This window comes from Rhizobium sp. YTUHZ045 (assembly GCF_051124255.1).
Classification (GTDB): Bacteria; Pseudomonadota; Alphaproteobacteria; order Rhizobiales; family Rhizobiaceae; genus Rhizobium.
Genome location: NZ_CP101433.1, coordinates 158307 through 176470 on the forward strand (window position 1 = coordinate 158307; position 18164 = coordinate 176470).

The 18164-nt window shown below is 60.6% G+C and carries 15 protein-coding genes and 4 pseudogenes; 17 read left to right on the top strand and 2 right to left on the bottom strand.

The annotated features are described in order from the left end of the window. Positions 1-32: 32 nt before the first annotated feature. From NMA58_RS22840 to NMA58_RS22920, 17 genes and pseudogenes are all read left to right on the top strand, one after another. Positions 33-242: a cold-shock protein gene (locus NMA58_RS22840; protein WP_088396361.1), complete on the top strand. Its 210-nt coding sequence runs from the start codon at positions 33-35 to the stop codon at positions 240-242. 168 nt (positions 243-410) lie between these two features. Next, the gene (locus tag NMA58_RS22845) at positions 411-782 is read left to right on the top strand and encodes a DUF6481 family protein (RefSeq protein ID WP_221156661.1); all 372 of its coding nucleotides are present in this window, start codon (positions 411-413) and stop codon (positions 780-782) included. Between the two features lie 65 nt (positions 783-847). After that, the gene (locus NMA58_RS22850) at positions 848-1912 is read left to right on the top strand and encodes a fatty acid desaturase (RefSeq protein ID WP_183706733.1); all 1065 of its coding nucleotides are present in this window, start codon (positions 848-850) and stop codon (positions 1910-1912) included. A 62-nt stretch (positions 1913-1974) separates the two neighbouring features. Then, positions 1975-2263, top strand: a pseudogene (locus NMA58_RS22855) (hypothetical protein). Positions 2264-2293: 30 nt separating this feature from the next. After that, positions 2294-2545: pseudogene (locus tag NMA58_RS22860) on the top strand (GSU2403 family nucleotidyltransferase fold protein); the annotation flags it as partial. A gap of 8 nt (positions 2546-2553) precedes the next feature. After that, positions 2554-2640: pseudogene (locus NMA58_RS22865) on the top strand (thiazole synthase); the annotation flags it as partial. Next, complete coding sequence (locus NMA58_RS22870; RefSeq protein ID WP_434714016.1) at positions 2637-3251, top strand: thiamine phosphate synthase; 615 nt, start codon at positions 2637-2639, stop codon at positions 3249-3251. The pseudogene NMA58_RS22865 and the gene NMA58_RS22870, both read left to right, overlap by 4 nt. 66 nt (positions 3252-3317) lie before the next feature. Further along, entirely contained in the window at positions 3318-6341 is a 3024-nt protein-coding gene (gene ydiJ / locus NMA58_RS22875; protein WP_434714017.1) for a D-2-hydroxyglutarate dehydrogenase YdiJ, read from the top strand. 348 nt (positions 6342-6689) lie between these two features. Beyond that, a pseudogene (locus NMA58_RS22880) lies at positions 6690-7024 on the top strand (transposase); the annotation flags it as partial. Positions 7025-7199: 175 nt separating this feature from the next. Beyond that, positions 7200-7451: a hypothetical protein gene (locus NMA58_RS22885; RefSeq protein ID WP_183704250.1), complete on the top strand. Its 252-nt coding sequence runs from the start codon at positions 7200-7202 to the stop codon at positions 7449-7451. A 158-nt stretch (positions 7452-7609) separates the two neighbouring features. Then, on the top strand, positions 7610-10012 hold the full coding sequence (locus tag NMA58_RS22890; protein WP_434714018.1) for an FdhF/YdeP family oxidoreductase: 2403 nt from the start codon (positions 7610-7612) through the stop codon (positions 10010-10012). A gap of 221 nt (positions 10013-10233) precedes the next feature. Beyond that, positions 10234-10776: a c-type cytochrome gene (locus NMA58_RS22895; RefSeq protein ID WP_434714343.1), complete on the top strand. Its 543-nt coding sequence runs from the start codon at positions 10234-10236 to the stop codon at positions 10774-10776. Further along, on the top strand, positions 10773-11756 hold the full coding sequence (coxB, locus tag NMA58_RS22900; RefSeq protein ID WP_434714019.1) for a cytochrome c oxidase subunit II: 984 nt from the start codon (positions 10773-10775) through the stop codon (positions 11754-11756). Before NMA58_RS22895 ends, coxB begins: the two co-directional genes overlap by 4 nt. After that, positions 11753-13666, top strand: coding sequence for a cytochrome c oxidase subunit I (gene ctaD / locus NMA58_RS22905; RefSeq protein ID WP_434714021.1), 1914 nt, complete (start codon positions 11753-11755; stop codon positions 13664-13666). The genes coxB and ctaD overlap by 4 nt, the downstream gene beginning before the upstream one ends. Then, on the top strand, positions 13663-14265 hold the full coding sequence (locus NMA58_RS22910) for a cytochrome c oxidase subunit 3 (RefSeq protein WP_434714023.1): 603 nt from the start codon (positions 13663-13665) through the stop codon (positions 14263-14265). Before ctaD ends, NMA58_RS22910 begins: the two co-directional genes overlap by 4 nt. Then, a complete protein-coding gene (locus NMA58_RS22915) occupies positions 14262-15155 on the top strand; it encodes a cytochrome c oxidase assembly protein (RefSeq protein ID WP_434714025.1) in 894 nt (297 codons plus the stop codon). The genes NMA58_RS22910 and NMA58_RS22915 overlap by 4 nt, the downstream gene beginning before the upstream one ends. Then, positions 15130-15552, top strand: coding sequence for a c-type cytochrome (locus NMA58_RS22920; protein WP_434714027.1), 423 nt, complete (start codon positions 15130-15132; stop codon positions 15550-15552). The genes NMA58_RS22915 and NMA58_RS22920 overlap by 26 nt, the downstream gene beginning before the upstream one ends. A gap of 271 nt (positions 15553-15823) precedes the next feature. Here the strand turns inward: NMA58_RS22920 and NMA58_RS22925 are convergent. Both NMA58_RS22925 and NMA58_RS22930 read right to left on the bottom strand, forming a co-directional pair. Beyond that, a protein-coding gene (locus NMA58_RS22925) for an IS630 family transposase (protein ID WP_434710958.1) occupies positions 15824-16766 on the bottom strand; the annotation gives its coding sequence in 2 pieces (ribosomal slippage) (positions 15824-16429 and positions 16431-16766; 942 coding nt in all). Positions 16767-16991: 225 nt separating this feature from the next. Further along, positions 16992-18164 (bottom strand): helix-turn-helix domain-containing protein, encoded by a 1173-nt coding sequence (locus tag NMA58_RS22930; RefSeq protein WP_434714028.1) that lies wholly within the window; start codon positions 18162-18164, stop codon positions 16992-16994.

Below are 18164 nucleotides of genomic sequence, written 5' to 3' on the forward strand. Positions count from 1 at the left end.
CGATTAAATGTATGCCGATGAAAGGGTTTATCATGACCACTGGCACAGTAAAATGGTTCAACGCCACCAAAGGCTTTGGCTTCATACAGCCTGACGACGGGAGCGCTGACGTCTTCGTTCACATCTCTGCCGTTGAACGCGCGGGAATGAGTTCAATCGCTGAAGGCCAGAAGCTCGGCTTTCAATTGGAGCATGACCGCAAGTCCGGCAAAATGTCTGCAGGCCAGCTCCAAGCGGCCTAAAAGGCTCTTATAGCCGCTGCGACCACGGAGGTACTGGCGTGGCTGGCAAGGGCAGTTGAAGGCCAGGCAGATGTCTGGCCTTTTTCATTCAAGAAGTGAACAGCGCCCGACCGCTCGTATGTCTTGAAGCGTAGCGGCCTGGACTATCCTGTTGGGCAAGGACATCGATTGAAACACTCAGGCGACAACCCCTTTTCAGAACGTCGTAAGTCCGCCGAAAGCGCCAGACGTCAGCTGATTGCAAAATTTGAGTCGGCTCCGAAGCCGACCGACCCTGTAATGCAAGAACGGTTGGCGGCAATTGCTTCGGCCAGGACTGCTCGTCGCGCCGAGCGCGATGCGATGAAGGCGGCGGAAAATGACCGCCTCCTTCAGGAAGCTGCCGCATTAGCCGATGTTGCCGAGGCTCATCAAAGAGCAGAGGCGGAGGCTCGCCAGTTGGAAGCCAATAACCGAATCGCACGTGTCGTCGCCGATGAAGCGGCACGCAAGGCCGAGCGCGACCGGCGCTATGCCGCACGTAAGGCTCGTCGCGCTTGACGGATGAACATCCGACCGTGGCTCCTGCCAATTTGCATCGTCGTCCCAACGGAATCAGAAAACCTATGAGAAGCCAAGCCGGCCAGTTGCACGAGCCGTTTGAAGACTCCGCCGGTGCGTGGCTGAAGATCCTCGCGAAATACCGGCAACCGAGCTTTTGGCGCAGCGCGTTCGAGTTGTCTGTGACAGCTGTCCCCTTCGCGCTGCTATGGGTCGGCGCATATGCCTCTTTGCTGCAAGACTTTTGGCCCGGCTACATACTGATCCTGCCAGCCGCCGCCTTCCTGCTCCGGTTATTCATGATCCAGCACGATTGCGGGCACGGTTCATTCTTCGCCCGGCGAAAGCTGGATACGTGGACAGGACGGGCACTCGGCGTTTTGACCCTAACGCCGTACGATTATTGGCGGCAAACACATGCGGAACATCATGCATCTGCGGGCAATCTTGATAAACGTGGCATCGGCGACATCACGACCTTGACGCTCGAGGAATATCGCGCCCGTTCTCGAACCGGGCGACTCGCCTACCGACTTTACAGGCATCCGATCGTCATGTTCGGCATTGGACCCGCCTGGCTCTTTATCTTCAAGCAACGCCTGCCGATCGAGATGATGCGGGCGGGAGCCTTGCCTTGGGTTTCCACGATGGCCACGAATGTAGCGATCGCGATCGTAGTCGGCCTGTTAATGTGGACGATTGGGCCTATCCCCCTCCTGCTGGTGCATCTGCCGATCGTTTTGCTGGCAGGGGCAGCCGGCGTCTGGCTATTTTATGTCCAACATCAGTTCGAGGAAACGCACTGGTCGAAGACGGGAGAATGGAAATTTCCGCGGGCCGCTCTTCACGGCGCGTCACATTATGATCTTCCGCTCGTGCTTCGATGGCTGACCGGGAATATCGGTATCCACCACATCCACCACCTTTCAAGCCGCATTCCGTATTACCGGCTTCCGGAAGTCCTGCGCAATCACCCCGAGTTGGTGGCTATCGGCCGCGTCACCCTTCGGCAAAGCCTCGAATGTGTCCGGCTTGCTTTGTGGGATGAACAGAGCGGCAGGCTCATCTCCTTCCGAGAGGCCGAGAGCCTCGGCCCATCGATATCTGACCGCTTTATGCGGATCGTTTGAATAGCATGTTAGGATCCAAGATGAGTACGACCGCCAAAACAAGTCCCAATACGGCCGCTTTGATGGTCACTTTGACGCCTCCCCAGATCAGAGGCTTGAAACTTGCAAGGGATGGGGACCTGTACCTTCAGGAGAGCAAGAAGTGGACGCATCTCAATGCGACGATTACCTTCGCCAAAGCCGATCGCTTTCAGGAGCGGCCGATCGCAATCAAGTTCGCAACAACGGCGACGGTAGGCGAAATTGAGAATCAGCGGTCTTCTCAAGACCCTCGATCCCGACGCCGACCCAGCCATCTCGCCGCACGGCATCACGATGGCCGGAAAGATGTGGCTGCTGAAGCATAAATAAATCCGGTCAGTTGCAGCGCCCGCGACAGCAGAAACCGTCAGGACAATGCTGCTCCACCGGAGCGGTGTCCCAGTCGTCGTCCCTGATCCACTCCGGCATGCGGTCCGCAAGCTCATAGTCGCCAGCCGCCGACACACTGACGGGCAGGGTGGCGAGCGCGAGAAGGACGTTGGTCAACCTGCGCTGCTCTTTGAAGCCCTGCAGCAGACAAGGCGATCTGCCGACTTGGCGCTCGTCTACAACGACGCATCGGAGCGCGGGCTTGCGTGGCAACAAAATATTTGAGCCCGGGTAGGAATGCTGGGGCCATACCGCTGGAGCCACGCGACATCGCCGTCCCATCCACTCCCGTTATCGGAAAGGCAGTGTTCTCGTGAACTTAGACCCCTTCTATCTCATCGTCGACAGCGCCGAATGGATCGAGCGTCTCGTGCCGCTCGGCGTCAAACTCGTCCAGCTGCGCATCAAGGATTGCCCCGACTCCGTGCTTCGCGAGCAGATCCGGCGATCGAAGGCTGCCTGCGCGGCAGCGGCTTGCCAATTGGTCGTCAACGACTACTGGAAACTTGCGATCGATGAAGGATGCGATTTCATTCATCTCGGCCAGGAGGACCTGATGGCCGCCGACAGGAATGCCATTCGTCGCGCCGGCCTGAAGCTCGGCCTATCCACCCACGACATAGCGGAGCTGGAGACGGCGCTGGCGGCAGAGCCGGATTACGTTGCGCTCGGACCGGTCTGGCCGACGATTCTCAAACAGATGAAATGGGCGCCGCAAGGCATTGAACGTGTTGCGGACTGGCGCCGGCGCGTCGGCGCGATACCGCTCGTCGCGATTGGGGGGATCACTGCCGAACGCGCGCCGCTGGAAAAAGGCGCCGATGGTGCTGCCGTGGTCACCGATATCACCCGCAACGCGGATCCCGAGGCCCGCACGCGACAGTGGCTGGCCGCGACCGCGCCATGGCGGCCCGCGAAAGAGGTATGAAGGCTTGATCTTGCCGATAGCGCGGAAACCTTTAATGCTGCTCTGGCGTTTCGGCAGCGATAAAAAATGATCCCTCGTATCAAGACTAGAGAATCGTCACTTCTTCCCGGAGCCGGCGTCTTCGAGCGGCTGCTCGAGGCGGGCTTTGCGGGTGATATCGAAACCAGCGCCGCCTCGCGCACCGTTCTTTCGACGGACAACTCGATCTATCAGGTAGAGCCGGCGGGGATCCTCTTTCCCAAGGATATCGAGGACATGAAGACCGTGATGCGGGTCCTCTCCGAAGACCCGTTCCGCGGTCTGCGCGTCGTCGCGCGCGGCGGCGGCACCGGCACCAATGGCCAATCGCTGACGGACGGCCTCGTCATCGACTGCTCACGGCATATGAACCGGATCCTGGAGATCGATCCGGTGCGGCGTGTCGCCCGCGTCGAAGCCGGCGTCGTCAAGGACCAGCTCAATCGCGTCCTTGAGGATCATGGCCTGTTCTTCGCACCGGAACTTTCGACCTCCAATCGGGCGACGATCGGCGGCATGGTCTCGACCGATGCCTGCGGCCAGGGCTCCTGTCTCTACGGCAAAACGAGCAACCATGTGCTCGGCCTCAGGATCGTCCTGACCGACGCAACGGATTGGTGGTCGCGTCCTCTCGACGACGTGTGTCTCGCCGAAATCAAGTCACGCGGCGACCGCGTCGGGGAGATCCATCGGACGGTCGACGGCATTGCGCGTGGTAAGCGCGAGCGCATCGAGGAAATTTTTCCGCGCCTGAACCGCTACATGACGGGTTACGACCTCGCGCATATCCGCCGCGAGGACGGACGCTTCGATCTCAATGCGATTATGTGCGGCTCGGAAGGCACGCTGGCGATGATCGCCGAGATCGAGCTCAATCTGTTGCCGATCCCGAAATATGCGGCGCTGGTCAATATCCGCTATGACGACTTCAACACAGCCCTCGAAGACGCAAGGTCGCTGACCGCGCTGAATGTCGCCTCAGTGGAGACGATCGACGAGAAGGTGCTTGGCCTTGCCAAGGACGACATCGTGTGGAGCGGCATCGCCCGGTTTTTTCCGGACGATCCGCGCGGCGCGGCCAACGGCATCAATATCGCTGAGGTGTTGGCCGACGAACCGATGGAGTTGGAACAGAAGCTCATGGCGGTGACGTCGGCACTGGCCGGCGCCGATGTCGTCCGCAACATCGGCCTTACGATCGCCCGGGAGAAATCGGACGTCGAGGCGATATGGGCCATGCGCAAGCGCGCAGTCGGCCTTCTCGGCAGTGTCGAAGGCCCGGTGCGCCCGGTGGCTTTCGTCGAGGATACTGCCGTCCCTCCCGACAATCTCGCCGCCTATATCCGCGAATTCCGCGCGCTCCTCGATGCCGCGGGCGTCTCCTACGGCATGTTCGGGCATGTGGATGCGGGCGTGCTTCACGTGCGGCCGGCCCTCGATCTGACGCGGGACGACCATGTCCCGCTCATCCGGGAAATCACCGACGCGGTGGTGGCGCTTACCCGCAAGCATGGCGGCGTTCTCTGGGGAGAGCACGGCAAGGGTGTGCGGTCAGAATATGTGCCGGAATTCTTCGAGGATCTCTATCCTAGCCTTCAGCAGATCAAAAAGGCGTTCGATCCGGAGAACCGCCTCAATCCGGGCAAGATCGCCACACCCGGCGATGGCGCACTGATGAAGATCGACGAGGTTCCCCTGCGTGGAAGCGTCGACCGCATCATTGGCAACGAGATCCGCGCAGCCTTCGACAATGCGGCCTATTGCAACGGAAACGGCGCCTGTTTCGATTTCGACGAGACCAGCCCGATGTGCCCGTCCTACAAGGCAACCCGCAACCGGCTCTACTCGCCGAAAGGGCGCGCCGCTTTGATGCGGGAATGGCTGCGGCTGCTCGTCGAGCAGGGCATCGATCCCCGTAAAGAAGCGGTTCGGCTCCGCAATTCCAACAAGGCGATCGGGTTCATCAGACGGGCGTTCAATTCGCTGAACCCGGCCAACCGCTCCGATTTTTCGCACGAAGTGCGGGCGGCCATGGATACCTGCCTTGCCTGCAAGGCCTGCGCCGGTCAATGTCCCGTCAAGGTCAGCGTCCCGGCGTTCCGGTCGAAGTTCCTGAACCTCTATTACGGCCGCTACCTCAGGCCGCTGAAAGATCCGCTGGTGGCCGGCATCGAGACGACGTTGCCGCTGATGGCGCAGATCCGTCCTCTCTACAATCTCCTTTCCGGAACGGCTGCCGGCCGCGCGGCGATGAAGCTTGTCGGCCTGACCGCGCTGCCGAAGATGCCGCCGGCATCGCTGGCCGGCCTCGGCGTCCCCGTCGCCGACGCGGAGCAGATTGTGACGATGTCTTCCGAGGCGCGCGCCCGCACCGTCGTCTTCGTTCCCGATGCCTTCACCGCGCATTTCGACCCCAAAGTGGTCGTCGCCGCCGTCGAGGTCGCCCGCAAGCTCGGCCTTGTGCCGTTGATCGCGCCACCGCTCACCAACGGAAAGGCGCTGCATGTGCACGGTTATCTCGACCGCTTCGAAAAGGCGGCCGTCGCGACCTCGCGCTCTCTGGATCGTTTAGCGAAAACCGGCGTGCCGCTTGTCGGGCTGGACCCGTCCATGACCCTTGCTTATCGCAGCGAGTACAAGACCCTGCGGAAAGGGCCATCCCACGCATCCGTGCTGCTACCGCAGGAATGGCTCGCCGCAAACGGCAGGAACCTGGCGGAGGCGATCCGGCGGCAGGCCGGGGCGACGGTCCGGCTTCTGCCGCACTGCACCGAACGCACCAACATGCCCTCGGCGGTCGCGCAATGGAAAGCAGTCTTCCGCAGCCTCGGCATCGAGCTGCAGGTGGCCGCTGCCGGCTGCTGCGGAATGGCGGGAACGTTCGGCCACGAAGTCCGCAACAGAGAGATTTCCGAAAAGCTCTATGCGATGAGCTGGGCAGAACAGATCACCGCCGGCGAGGAAGGGACCGTGGTCATGGCGAGCGGCTATTCCTGCCGGTCGCAGGTCAAGGAAATAGACCGCAGGACGATCCCCCATCCTCTGGAAGTCATCCGGGATATGTTGGGTTGAAAACCCGGGTGCTGCAGGCAAGCAGCGAGACCGTGGAGTAGGGTCGCGGTCGGTTTCGCGGCTATCCGAAACGAAGCTGCGGCGTCTCGCAGGGAAAGAGCCCGCACGCCAGTGCCGGCCTGCTGACAAACCACTGCAAAACCCGCGCCTCATCGCAGGGGTTTGTGCCGAGGATCTGCGCAGGCCCTCAGATGCTCGACACCCAGGCCGAGCACGACGATGTTGAACAGCCCACCACATGAATCAAGTTCCATAATTCAGCTTATGCCAGATTCGCCTTGTAGGGGGGTGGGTTCAAGGATGAACTGCCACTTGCGATAGATGCTAATGGGTTATCACTCGCAAGGAATGGCTGATGAGACGCGCACCTACTCCCAGATCGACATGGATGAATGTCGCAGGATCGCTCGCGAGCGGCCGGCCTGAGCGCCACCGTCATTGCCGAGAAGCTCGGCCGGCATCGCTCGACGATTTTCCGCGAGCTCAAGCGGAATGCTTTTGAAGACCGGCAGATGCCGGATCTGAACGGCTACTATTGCGTGACTGCCCACGAGATGGCGCGTGAGCGCAGAGCCAAGCTGCGCAAGCTCGCCCGGTTCTCCCATGTGCGCCAATCGGTGATCGAACGGATCATCCATGGCTGGTCGCTACAGCAAATCGCCGGCCGCATGCGGCTGAAGCGATGACGACCTCCAGCCTGGCCGAGACCATGAGCGTTCGGAGTCGTTATATCAGGGCCAGACCGCGATGGGCCTGCTCTGACGAGGTGCGCAGGGAACGAAATCCGGGCGATCAGGTTAGTCCAAGGAAAAGCGGCCTTTCGAGCCCTGGCGACGAGATGAACCCGAGGAGCAGGTTGTGAATGTTGTAAGTTTTCCGCGCCAGCGCCGCGATGATCCCGATCGCGCTTTCGTCAGCACCGATGCAGATGAGCGACGGCTCTATAAATTTGCCCTGCAGTACGAGATGGATGGCAAGAGCTGGGCGACCGACATCTGGGCCTATTCATCCAAAGACGCCGAAGATCGCGTCGCGGCGATGCGGCGATCGCTGACGATGTGCGGTCAGCTCTATGCCGAGGTGGAGGCCAACGCTCCGACGCCGCTCTGAGCATTTGCGACGCGGCTATTGCCAATCGTCTTCCGTCATCGGCTGTCGACAGCGCCGCTCGTCACTTGGCGACTCGCCTGGAACAGTTTGTTTCTCGAAGAGTTTGGATCGCAAAATATCTGTCGGGGATTCTCCTTCGACAATATCGGGAGGCAAAAATGTCAGCGCGATCGAAACATCCGCCAACTATCGGCGAGAGCACGCATGCGGCTGGCGGATGGGCGGCGGCGCGATCTCTTGGAGAAATTCTTCTCCGCGAACACGTCCCCCGATCGGGGCCGTCACTGCTTTCCCATCACAACAAACCAGACGGCTACATGTGTGTCAGTTGTGCCTGGGCCAAGCCTGCAAAACCGCATGCGATGGAATTTTGCGAAAGCGGCGCGAAGGCGACCGCCTGGGAGGTCACTTCCCGCCGCGCCGACCGCGCCTTCTTCGCCGCCCATACATTGCATGAGCTGGAGCAATGGAGCGATCACGATCTCGAAGAACAAGGTCGCCTGACCCATCCGATGCGGTGGAACCGCTCGACCGACAAATACGAGCCGGTAGACTGGAACGATGCATTCGCAGAAATCGGCGGGGAGCTGCGGTCAATTCCTCCGCGTGAGGTTGATTTCTATACGTCCGGGCGCGCCTCCCTCGAAACCTCCTACATGTATCAGCTTTTTGCCCGCATCTTCGGCAGCAATAACCTGCCTGATTCTTCCAACATGTGTCACGAAAGCTCCTCGGTCGGTCTGCCGGAAAGCATCGGAGCCTCCGTCGGCACGGCAATCCTGTCCGATTTCCAGAACTGCGATTGCATTTTCTATATGGCACAGAACGTTGCCACCTCCTCCCCGCGAATGCTGCATGACCTTCAGGATGCCGTCGACCGAGGCGTGAAAATCGTCACCTTCAATCTGTTGCGCGAACCGGGCCTCGAACGTTTCACCAACCCGCAAATGCCGAGCCAGATGCTGACCGGCCGGTCGACGCCGATTTCGTCGGAATATTATCAGGTGAAGAACGGAGGCGACATTGCGGCCCTCTTCGGCGTCTGCAAAGCCTTGATCGAAGCCGACGATGCAATGAAGGAAATGGGGATGAGCAAGGTTTCCGGCTCCGATGCCGTGCCCCATAAACCGGATAATGCCGCGTCGGTGGCGTTCGCCGCTTCCATTGCGGCGGCCGACAAAAAGCATGTTCTCGACCACGATTTCATCAACACGCATACATCGGGTTTCGAGGAGTTTGCCGAAGCCGCCCGCCGATATGACTGGGCCGAACTGGAACGTGTTTCCGGCCTGACCCGCGAGCAGATGATTCAGGCAGCCCGCACCTATGCCCATTCGGAGGCGGTGCTGATGGTCTATGGCATGGGTCTGACGCAGCATGTGATGGGTGTCCAGAACGTTCATATGGTCGCTAATCTCGCGCTGCTGCGCGGCAATATCGGCAAGCCGGGCGCCAATATCTGCGCCGTGCGCGGCCACTCGAACGTGCAGGGCCAGCGCACGGTCGGGATAACGGAAAAGCCGGACCTCGTGCCGCTCGACAAACTGGCGCAACTCTACCAGTTCGAACCGCCACAATGGGAAGGACGCTCAACCGTCGACACCTGCAAGGCGATCCTGGAGGGCGAAGCCAAAGCCTTCGTCAGCCTCGGCGGCAATTTCCTGCGCGCCGTCCCGGAAACGGAGGCGATGGAGGAGGCGTGGCGCAAACTCCGCCTAACCGTACAGATCGCGACGAAGCTCAATCGCAGCCACGTCATCCATGGCGAAATCGCCTATCTCCTTCCCTGTCTCGGCCGTATCGAAGTCGATGAACAAGCGAGCGGTCCGCAAGCCGTCTCCATCGAAAGTTCCGTGGCGCATTTCCATGGCTCGCGCGGGAGGGCGAGGCCCGCAAGCGAGGAGCTTCTGTCGGAGCCCGCCATCATCGCCGGCATCGCCAAGGCGACGCTGGCGAAGGGCCGAGTCCCGTGGGATGAATGGGTCGGCGATTATTCGAAGATCCGCGATGCGATCGAAGCGACCTACCCCGAGACGTTCAGGGATTTCAACAAACGCATGTTTCAGCCGGGCGGCATTCCGAGACCGGTTCCGGCCCGGGAGCGCAAATGGACGACGCCCAACCAGAAAGCCAATTTCATCACGCCGCCGCGGCTCTTCCCCGAACTCGACATCGGTCCAGGCGCCACAGAGGTTCTCAACCTCGCCACGTTACGCTCCAACGACCAGTTCAACACGACCATCTACGGTTACGGCGATCGCTATCGCGGCGTGAAGGGATCGCGGAAGGTGGTCTTCATGAACGAAGAGGATATTGGCAGACTGGGCTTCAAGGAAGGCGATTTCGTCGATCTGACGACCGCCATCGATGTCGCCACAACGCGCCGCGTCACCGGCTTCAAGGTTGCTCGGCACGCAATTCCGGCCGGGTGCTGTGCGGCCTATTATCCTGAGGCGAACCCGCTCTTTCCGCTGGCGCATCACGACGCCAAGGCCAAGACCCCGTCTTACAAGATGTTGCCGGTGCGGCTCAGTCTCTCGGCCCTGTCGTCGCGGTCCTGACCCGGGTCCCGGCAATGCGCGAAAGCAAGCAGGTCCCCTGGTCGGCGGCAGTATCGCTTCTCACGATGGCAGCCGTCTGGGCCGCCATCGCCTGGGCAAGCCAACCACGCTTGCTTCGCGCCCATCCCGCCGTGACGTCCGGTCCCAATCGCTTCCCTTTGCTTGCCGGTAGCGCCGTCAAGAAGGACGCCACCTGGTTGGTCTCGATAGTGCTGCTCTGTATGTTCGTGATCGGAGCCGCGATCGGCTGGGCAAGACATCCAAGGCAATATCGTGCCGGTCCACCGGTCACATCGTCTCTCGATCAGTTCCGGCTGATGCCGGACAGGATCGGCGGCACACCACCCGACGTCTATTTCGCGCTTGGTAAGCCCTATGAGAGCACCGCCTATGATCTGAGCCAGGGCAAGCGCCTTTATTCCTGGTTCGGCTGCCCTACTTGCCATGGAGACGGACGAGGCGGGACCGGTCCTTCGTTTCTTGACGGCTGGTGGTTTTATGGCTCGGAAATGGTATCGGTCGTGGCATCCATTCGCGACGGACGGCCTCACGGCATGCCTGCCTTCGCGAACAAAATGACGAGCGACGAGATCTGGCAGCTCGCCGGCTATGTCAGGACGATCGGCTCCTATTCCGCCCTCTATACCGCGCCAAGCCGCAATGACGACAAGCATACAAGACCGGCCGAGAACCGGGCGCCGGCCGCAACTCTTTTCGAGGAAGGGCCGGTGGGCGTCCGCTCCGATCGAGGTGTCCGGCCTTGAAGACCGCCCCGGCATGCACCCTGTTTCTGTCCGGCTGCGCTGCGGGCACGCAATCGGCACTGAATGCGGACGGACCTGCCGCTTCGGAACTCAGAAGCCTGATATTGCTGTTTGTCGCCGTCTGCGGCGTCGTCTTCGTGCTTGTCATGAGCGTCATGGTATGGGCGCTGGTTCGCAGGAAAAACCAGATCCCCGGCGAACCGCCAGCCGAGCGTTCCATGGCAAGGGTCGTTGCCGGCGCGATCGTTATGACCGTCCTGGTCGTAAGCTTCCTGACGATCACCAGCTTCTACGCAACCAATGGCGTCGACCGCGGCCGGGACAATCCGCCGACCATTGCCGTTCGCGGGCAGCAGTGGTGGTGGCAGTTTACCTATCTCGATGCGGATCCCGCCAGGACATTCCAGACCGCCAACGAGCTGCATATCCCCGTAGGAACCGATGTTCGGCTGCGCCTGGACTCGACTGATGTCATTCATTCCTTCTGGGTGCCGAACCTGACGGGAAAGCAGGATCTGGTCCCCGGCCGCGACAACCGGCTGACGCTGCATGCCAGCAAAGCCGGCATCTATCGCGGCCAATGCGCCGAATTCTGCGGCCTGCAGCACAGCCACATGGCGCTGTTGGTGATCGCCGAGGAGCCCGAGGACTATGCCAGATGGCTGGAGCTGCAGAGAAAGACGGCAGCCGCGCCGGCCGATGGTGATGCCGCTACGGGAAAGCTCGTATTCATGAGCAAGCCTTGCGCCGCCTGCCACACCATCCGCGGCACCGAGGCATCGGGCACCTCCGGGCCTGACCTCACCCATGTCGGCAGCCGCAGCATGATTGCGGCGGGGCTGTCGGAGAATACGCGAGGCTCGGTTGCGGCATGGATTGCCGACCCGCAAACGCTGAAGCCGGGCAACAACATGCCGTTGGTCCCCCTCACCGGCGAAGAGCTGCGACAGGTGAGCGCCTATATGAGTGGTCTGCGATGACGGGCGGCGGCAGAACCCCTTCCCCCGCCGACCTGGCTGCCGGCTGTCCCGAGGCGGAAGCCTTCCTCAGGCGCACATGGTCGACGCCGCCTGGATTATTAGCAGCGCTCTCCACGGTCGATCACAAGATCATCGGCAGACGCTATATCGCGACAGCCTTTGTCTTTCTCATCCTCGGCGGCGTGCTTGCACTGGCGATGCGCCTCCAGCTTGCTTTCCCCGAGGCCCGCTTCATCAGCGCGGACCGGTACAATCAGATCTTCACCGTGCACGGGAGCAACATGATGTTCCTGTTTGCGGTGCCGGTCATGGAGGCGATGGCGGTCTATCTCGTTCCTCTGATGGTCGGAACCCGCAACATCGCCTTTCCCAGGCTGAACGCCTTCTCCTACTGGATCTATCTCGCTGGAGGACTGCTGCTGTGGATCTCCCTCGCCCTCGATACCGCCCCCGATGTCGGCTGGTTCTCCTACGTGCCTCTGGCCGGCCCGCAATACGGCGCCGGGAAACGGGCAGACCTCTGGGCACAGATGATCACCTTCACCGAGGTCTCCGCCCTCGCCGTTGCCGTCGAAATAGTCGTGACCGTTTTCAAGCTGCGGGCGCCAGGCATGTCGCTCTATCGGATTCCCGTTTTCGTCTGGTCGATGCTGGTCACCGCCTTTCTCGTCATCCTGGCCATGCCGGCAATCATGTTCGCCAGTTCGTCGCTCATTCTCGACCGGCTGGTTGGCACCCAGTTCTATAATCCCGCGGAAGGGGGCGATGTGCTTCTCTGGCAGCACCTGTTCTGGTTCTTCGGTCATCCCGAGGTCTACATCATCTTTCTTCCGGCAGTCGGCATCGTCTCCGCCATGATCTCCACCTTCACGCGGCGTCCTGTCTTCGGCTATATGCCGCTGGTGCTGGCAATGATCGCCACCGGAATCCTCTCCTTCGGCCTGTGGGTGCACCACATGTTCGTGGCCGGCCTGCCGCGGCTGGGGAGCAGTTTTTTCACCGCCTCGAGCATGGCAATCGCCATTCCCGCCGGAACCCAGATCTTTTGCTGGCTGGCAACGCTGTGGGATGGCCGTCCGGTGTTCAAGACACCGCTGCTTTTCATCATCGGCTTTCTCATCACCTTCGTCATCGGCGGCCTGACCGGCGTCATGGTGGCGTCGGTGCCGCTCGATACCCAGGTCCACGACACCTATTTTGTCGTCGCCCATTTCCATTATGTGCTGATCGGCGGCTCCGTCTTCCCGCTGATCGGCGCGATCTATTACTGGTTCCCGAAGATGACCGGCCGGATGATGAGCGAAAGGCTCGGCCGGTGGGCCTTCGGCCTGATCTTCACCGGCTTCCACCTGACTTTCTTCCCCATGCACATCCTGGGCCTCCAAGGCATGCCGAGGCGGGTCTACACCTATCCGCCCGAGCTGCCCTGGGCTGGCCTGAACCTGTTCGTCAGCCTCAGCGCCTTCATCCTGGCCGCCGGCTTCCTCGTCTTCTTCATCGATGCCCTGCGCAGTTTCCGCCACGGCCGGCCGGCCGGCCCCAATCCCTGGAACGCCTCGACATTGGAATGGGCCGTAGCTTCGCCCCCTCCCCCTTATAATTTTCGGCATATTCCCGTAGTCGAATCGCGCGAACCGCTCTGGACATCCGGCGAGACGTTGCCGGTGGCGACCGGACTTCGGCTCGATCGGCGGGAACTGATCGTCAGCAGCGTCACATCAGGCGAGCCGGAAGCGCGGGAGTCCTCGCCAGCCGATTCCATCTGGCCATTTCTGGCCGCCATTGCCACGAGCATTATGCTGATCGGCTCGATCTTTAGCCCGTGGGCCGTCGTCTGGGGAGCCGTGCCGGTGGCAATCACTCTGACGGGATGGTTCTGGCCCAAGCAAACGCCGGAGGACGAGTCATGAAGGAGCGCGTGGTCACCGATCTGTCGAAGCTTCCCCTGCACGGCCTGGGCAGCGCGAGCCTGACGTTCTGGGGCACCAGTGCCTTCATGCTGATCGAAGGCATGGGATTCGCCTTGGCGATTGTCGTCTACTTCTATCTCATGAGCCTGGCGCCGCGTTGGCCGATCGAAGCCCCTGCCCCGGATCTTCTTCCCGGCACAATTCTGACCCTGCTGCTTCTCGTCAGCATCGTGCCGAATATGCTCGTCGCGCGGTGGGCAAAGCACAGGGATCTCCCCAAGGTGCGCGCGGGACTGATCATCATGGGGCTTCTCGGAACAGCACCCCTGATACCCCGCGCCTACGAATTCCCTGCCCTTCACATCGGCTGGGACGATGATGCCTATGGATCGATCGTCTGGACCATGCTTGGCCTGCACGCAACCCACATCATCACCGACCTCGTCGATACCGTCGTTCTCGCCTGTCTGATGTTTTCGAAGCATGGCGACAATGCGCGCCGCTATGGCGATGTCGAAGACAACGCGCTCTACTGGAACTTTGTCGTCCTCGCCTGGCTTCCTCTCTACGGATGCATCTATTGGGTGCCGCGGCTATGAGAACAGCAACCACAATCGCTTTTTTTCTTATGGCGACACCGGGATTGGCACACGATGGCCATGCCCATTCGAGTTCCTTCCCATGGACGGCCGATCCCTGGATAATCGCGCCGCTCGCAATCTGCGCAGCCCTCTATGCAAGCGGAAGCCTTCGCTTGATTTCGCGATCGTCCAGGGGCCGGCGCGTCGTCGCGCACCGGCTTTTGGCCTATTGGGCGGGCTGGCTGGTGCTTGCCAGCGCGCTTGTCTCTCCCCTGCATTGGCTGGGAGAGCAGCTTTTCACCTTCCATATGATCGAACATGAGCTGGTCATGGCGGTTTCCGCGCCGCTCATCGTGTTGGCACGCCCGTCGGCGGTGCTGCTCTGGGGACTGCCAGGAATCGTCAGGGGTCGGGTGGGGCAGGTCCTCGCCGCGAGCATCGTCCGCAGGACCTGGACGTTGCTGAGCAACGGCACTGTCGCGACGCTGCTGCACGGGGCGGCGATCTGGGCATGGCACGCGCCCGTTCTGTTCGACGCCGCGATCGAAAGCGCGCCGCTCCACCGTCTGCAGCATCTTTCCTTTTTCCTAAGTGCCGTCCTGTTCTGGTGGCCTGTCATCTGGAAGACGAACAGGGGGCTGGCGGCCTGGCATCTCTTCCTGACCATGCTCCATATGAGCATTCTCGGGGCCCTCCTCGCCCTGTCACCGAACGTGCTCTACGCCGTGCAGACCCGATCGTCTGGGGCTTGGGGGCTGTCGCCGCTCGAAGACCAGCAGATGGCAGGCCTGGTAATGTGGGTTCCCGCCGGCGTCATCTATGCCGCGATCGCGCTGGCGCTGACGGCCTTGTGGATCAGGGATTCCGGAAAGGGAGGCGCAGATGGAACACGTATCGTCGCCCCATAATTCCCTTCGCCCCGCTTTGCTGATCGCCGCCTGCTTGGCGAGCCTGACGGCGGCATTGACCTTGACCGACATCTACCGGCAGCGATCCGAAAGGCAAGCTGTTGCCGTCGCCATGACAAAAGGCGATCCGGCGCGGGCGCCGGCGATTTTTCGCCGATATGGCTGCGCCGGATGTCACACCATTCCAGGCATCGAGGGCGCCGACGGCAAGGTCGGCGGCGATCTCTCCGGTCTGCGCGAGCGGGTCTACATTGCCGGCGTGCTCAACAATTCCGCCGACAACCTCATCGGCTGGATTGTCGCGCCGCAGGCCCATTCGCCAAGAACGGCGATGCCAGCCACCGGAATATCCGAACAGGAGGCCCGCGATGTCGCAGCCTATCTCTATGCTCGTTAGAAATTTGGGTTTCCGATCAACCCGCCTTTAAAGTTGCTCGGATCATCACGGCGCTCGACAGCGCGAGATTGTCGCTGAGCTGACCAACCGCGGCGCCGACGTGAAGGCGATACTGCTTTTGACCAATTTCGAGGAGTCGCAGGACATGCATGTGGCGCACCTTGAGAGGCTTAAGGCAGAGTTGCTAGAATGTGACGAGAAGCAACAGGCCGACGGATCCGCGCTGCGACGGGGCGAGAACTTTACGTCGATCTCTTAGAGCCTGCTGCTTTCATACGGAAGCATATCCTGAATTTGTGAGGTAGTTTGCGCATTCTGCTGGCGAGAAGCAGTCGAGCATTTCACCAGCCTTGCGCCATGTCGCTTCGATTGTGCGAGGCTGTTCTCTCCTAATTAGGTGCTTGAGCTTGGCAAAGACTTGCTCGATGGGATTGAGGTCCGGGCTGTAAGGCGGCAGGAAGAAGAGGTGCGCGCCTGCGGCCCGGATGGCACGACGGACAGCTTGGCCCTTATGGCTGCCGAGATTGTCGAGGATGACGATGTCGCCCTTGGCGAGCGTGGGCACGAGGATCCTCTGGATATAGAGGGTAAAGAGTTCGCCGTTGATCGGCCCATCGATGACCCAAGGGGCGTCGATGCGGTCGCAGCGCAAGGCGGCAATGAATGTCAGGGTTTTCCAGTGCCCATGCGGAACCGCGGCACATAGGCGTTGACCACGCGGTGCCCACCCCCTGAGGGGCGCCATGTTGGTCTTGATCCAGGTCTCATCGAGAAAGACCAGCCGCTGCGCTTCGATCCGCCGTTGATGGGTCTTCCAACGCAACCGTTTCCTGGCGATATCCATCCGCGTCTGCTCGGCCGGCAGAACCGTTTTTTTTGAAACTCAGGCCCTCGGCCCGGACGAACACCCAAACGGCGCGTCGCTCGGTCTTGATGCCGCGTTCGGCCAGTTCCGCCACAAGGCCTCGCGTCGTGAACGGGCCGGATCGACAGCGCTGGCGCAGCCAGTCGGCCCGTTCGCCGGACAAAGTCCGCTGCTTGCGACCGCCGACGCGGCCGGGCGTCAGAGCGCCGGTCTCCGCAAGGCGCTTCTTCCACTTCGAAACACAGGAGGGAGCAATCGCAAGTGCTGCTGCGATCGATCGTATCGTTTCTCCGGTGTTCAGGCGCGCCATCGCCCGTTCGCGAAGATCCTCAGAATATGGGTGCGTCATCCTTGCCGGCCGTCCTTTTCCGGTAGGACAGAGAATCATATTTCAGCTGATTTGCGAATCTGCGATTCTGAAAAATCGAAGCGTGCTCTAGCGACAGCATCCGCTGCAAAAGTCTTTGCGCGTCCCAAAAACGGGGTTGGGGTCGAAGGATTGCGGCGTGCAAAAGTTGCCCCTTCGATGGGATCATTGTCTGTGGCGAAATTCAGCAATTTTCGCCACTGAGATTTATGAGCGGCTATCTCTACCCGGTATTTGGGGGCTGTAGAAGTGAGGACGTGATTGGTTATTCGCCCTTCTAACATTCTCGCTGCCCCGCAATGAAAACCCCATCAACCGCTCGTATTCCGCCTCCGGAATGCCATAAGAGCCATTGGCCTTGAGAATGAGGCCCTCACGATCGACGACGATTACCTTTCCTCGTACCGACCGGATGAGTTTTTCGCCCTCTAGAATAGGAAGCACGCCCGTAACTCCGGAACGCCGGACGCCGAGCATGGAAGACATGTGCTCATGGGTCAGAAGCAGCACCTGGCTTTCCGATCGATCATCGAGCATAAGCAGCAAACGGGCCAGTCTCTGTTCGATGGAATATCGGCTGTTGGCGAGGGCCGTATAACCCATTTGAATTGCGAGCGTCCTTGAAAACGTTAATGAAAGCGATCGCAACTGCGGTGCCCTCTGCGTCAGACGAAGGAAGCTGTCGACGTCGGTGCGCTGCGCGGTTCCTTCGGTCTGCACCACAAGCTTGTAGGGAGTGCGCCAATCGCCCTCAAACAGCCCCGTGCCGGTTACCCCTTCACGCCCGATAAGGCCAACCTCTACCTGTGAGCCATGCAGGGACGAGGCGACGAGCGAGACCGTCCCGCTTTCAATGAAGGAAACTGTCGTGATCTCTCCAAACTGCTTTTCAAGAATCTCGCCTTGCATCAGCTGAACCTGCGTGAGAAGCGGCCGGATAAGATCATTTTCTCGCGGAGAAAGAGCGGAAAGAACGAGATTCTTGTGACCGCCTGATGACTTCGCCGTCGAACCTCGGCACTCGGAAAGGGCAGTATAAATCGCGCTCGTGTCTACCGGTTTTTCCACGAAAATCCGATCCGCAAAGCGGGGAGGCACGACATCACGGCTGTAGCCAGTTGCGAAGAAGAACGGGATATTGCGCTTAGCCAGCGCATCGGCGACAGGGAACACCATCGTTCCACCGAGATTGATGTCCAGAATGGCCACTTCAATTTGGGAATCTTCAATATATTGCAACGCTCGTTCGACGCTCGGTGCAGGCCCGACTATCTTGATTCCGGTTGCGGTCAGCTTCGATGCGAGTTCGCTGGCGAGAGCGTAATCGTCCTCGACGACCAAGACAGCCTTTTGCGCGAGTTCGTCAAAAGCCGTATTCAT